General features: G+C 40.0%; 3 protein-coding genes and 2 pseudogenes. 2 read left to right on the forward strand and 3 right to left on the reverse strand.

Features of this window, described 5'->3' with window-relative positions; all coding sequences use genetic code 11:
• Window positions 1–181: 181 nt before the first annotated feature.
• Both QTN95_RS20175 and QTN95_RS20180 read right to left on the reverse strand, forming a co-directional pair.
• The gene (locus QTN95_RS20175) at window positions 182–376 is read right to left on the reverse strand and encodes a hypothetical protein (protein ID WP_138972222.1); all 195 of its coding nucleotides are present in this window, start codon (window positions 374–376) and stop codon (window positions 182–184) included.
• A 237-nt stretch (window positions 377–613) separates the two neighbouring features.
• Window positions 614–973 (reverse strand): annotated as a pseudogene (locus tag QTN95_RS20180) (transposase); the annotation flags it as partial.
• A 411-nt stretch (window positions 974–1,384) separates the two neighbouring features.
• Between QTN95_RS20180 and QTN95_RS20185 the strand changes: the two are divergent.
• Together QTN95_RS20185 and QTN95_RS20190 are read left to right on the forward strand one after the other, a co-directional pair.
• Window positions 1,385–1,582, forward strand: coding sequence for a hypothetical protein (locus QTN95_RS20185; RefSeq protein ID WP_274014763.1), 198 nt, complete (start codon window positions 1,385–1,387; stop codon window positions 1,580–1,582).
• Window positions 1,583–1,732: 150 nt separating this feature from the next.
• A complete protein-coding gene (locus QTN95_RS20190; RefSeq protein WP_331418773.1) occupies window positions 1,733–2,170 on the forward strand; it encodes a hypothetical protein in 438 nt (145 codons plus the stop codon).
• Between the two features lie 273 nt (window positions 2,171–2,443).
• Here QTN95_RS20190 and QTN95_RS20195 read toward each other — a convergent pair.
• Window positions 2,444–2,577: pseudogene (locus QTN95_RS20195) on the reverse strand (IS630 family transposase); the annotation flags it as partial.

A 2,577-nucleotide genomic window follows, 5' to 3' on the forward strand; every position in this document is an offset into this window, starting at 1 on the left:
TAAGTGAATCAGGAGAAGCGAAGTCATCAACATCAATAAGCCAGTGAGCCAACATAAAAAATACCCTCAAATATGAAATGTTTGAGGGTATTTTCAACCAACCACAGGATCGTTCAACTGATCATTTACTTAACTGATCGGAGTTAGCCCCTAGAGCTGCTTTCTGCGTAACTCGCTGAGCTTACATATCAAGAGACATGCCTATTTGGCTCAATTTGCTTCGGAACTCATCAACGCTAGAGGCTTCATAGGTTGGTGAGCCGTTAAAGTACCTTGGTTTTTCTGGCAGCATTGCATTTTTTAGCGCTTTTTCTTGGTCAAGATCATCATGATAAACCGTAACTCGATTAGGGATGTCTTGTTGGAATCTCGCCATTGTGTTCTCCTTTCATCTGACGTTTAAATCACTATTAAGCGTAGAAAAACCCTTGCCAGAGTCAAAGTGAACTTTTGTTGCACATAACCAATAGTCATTGAAGTAACGCTATGATTAATAAAATGTTATTGGACATTAAATCTCGATCATTATGACTCAAATAAGTCTAATTCTGTGAGCTTTTTCCAACTAATCGCATTGTTCTTTCATAAATCACTCAATACATTACCACGCAACCGAGCTATTGTGTTTGGGAACTAATCCACACCAAGCTGAGAATTGCCGACCATTTTGAAACTGTTTGCCAGAGCCTACTTCACTAATAGTTTCAGCAGTCAAAGCCTGACCAAAATCAGGGATATTCTTAACTGCCTCATACCTTGGATGTTGTTGGCTCAATCTGGTTATGCTTTGAGTAACTTCATCAATTTCGTCGCTGATATTGATAAAGTTACAGTGCGGTGTTTGCAGTAAGCTTCTCATAACATTAGACAATTGATTCTCAGCATCTTCAATCGCTAACGGCAAATGACTCCGCAGTGATTTAATAGACAAAGGGAAAACCACTCCGTACTCAGCGGCAAGTCCTCTGATCTGGTAACTTGGAAGTGCCCCAAAGCGAGTCAGCCTCAGATTTGGGATACACTTCTTTTGTCATCATTTGACCTATTTTTTCTAATAACTGAATATATAGTCAGTTCTGCATGGGATGTTATACCGACACTGCCTTCATTTCGAATTTTGTGTTTATTCTTAATCAAATAAAACAATGAGATTAGTGATTGTGTTCGATGGTTTTCTCTACATCTATATGGAAGTTGTCCAGTTAAAAGATACTTTCATGTTTTCATCAATTTCTGTTGTAATTCAGAGTTATACAGGTAGTATATGCAGCAGTTTGCAAACGTACGGCATTGAGCTGATCTCTGTGCTGTCAACCGTCCCGCTAGGTTTGCTACTCCTTAAATAAGCGGGTTTAAAAAAAGTAGCAAAAGTCTGGACGTCCCTATGCCTAGTATTTTGAAAGACTGGGGACAGTTGATGGAGGGTTTGCCTATGGTAAATCAGTCGTTGGCGAGTTCAGCAAGCTTACACCTGAGGCTCGGAGCTTTTGGTGTGCTGTTTGGAACCTTAGTGGTGTTTTTTACGCCGCCTGTAGCGTTCTGTCTTACAGTGCTTACTACTATCTTCTTGTCAAAAGTGTAATTGCTTAGGCACGTAACAGTTCGGCTGACGTGCCGCCTCTCTTTTGTAACAACTCGACAAAAATTGCCGAAAAATAGAGTATAGATTCAAGGGGATTGGGATCTCACTCTGATATAAAACTCACCGTAAGGACACGAAATGGAATTAATCATGGAACAGAGAGTAACCGACGTAACCTTGTACAGAAGCGCTTTAGAGTATCTGAGAGTCATCAATATCACCTATAAGAGCGGAGAGCACTTTCCGCAGACCGCATTCGGCTATATTGCTTCTCTTACAACTGAGTTAACATTAAAAGCTTTCTTAACTAACCAAGGTGTATCAGAAGATTCCTTAAGGAAAATTGGTCATAGTTTAACAAAAGCCTGGTCAGACTCGGCTAAGCTTGGGCTTCAAGTCAACCAAGACGCGCCTCAATGGTGTGCTCTATTAAACACAGCCTACGACCGACCTTACCTTGCTAGATATGCCAAAACAAATACTGCGATAGTTTCAAGCCCTCAACACGAAGTTCATGAGGCTTTAAATTGGTTAGTCAGCGTTGTTGGAGAGCAACTAGGCTTGGACCTAAATGGTGATTTAGTTTAATAATCGCTAGTCGAGGAACGTTTCTTTTCTATTCCAAAAACTGAGCATGTTGTAATAGATTACATAATTTGTAATCAGATTAACGTTTTTGCAGTACCCTAGATAATTTATCTTTTGCTAAATTAGGAATGATGTAACTCAGAAATGTCCAGAGGTGTGCCAGCGCCGATCACGGCAAACACACCTTTGCCCCAACGTGAGTTTCGGATGATTGAACACTAAATTCACGAAAGCGCTATTTGACTTACTTTTTGTAATACTAAATAGCTGATCCTAATTATGCTTCACTTTTTGTACTCCATGACCACCGCTGGGAAACGATGAAATGTTATCCATAAAGTTTCGAACCCGTTTTAATAGTTGCCACATTGCTTTGCATTGATGATTCCGAGTTACTGTTTCATGTA

The sequence above is a fragment of the Vibrio sp. M260112 genome (assembly GCF_036533775.1).
In the GTDB taxonomy this organism is placed as follows: Bacteria; Pseudomonadota; Gammaproteobacteria; order Enterobacterales; family Vibrionaceae; genus Vibrio.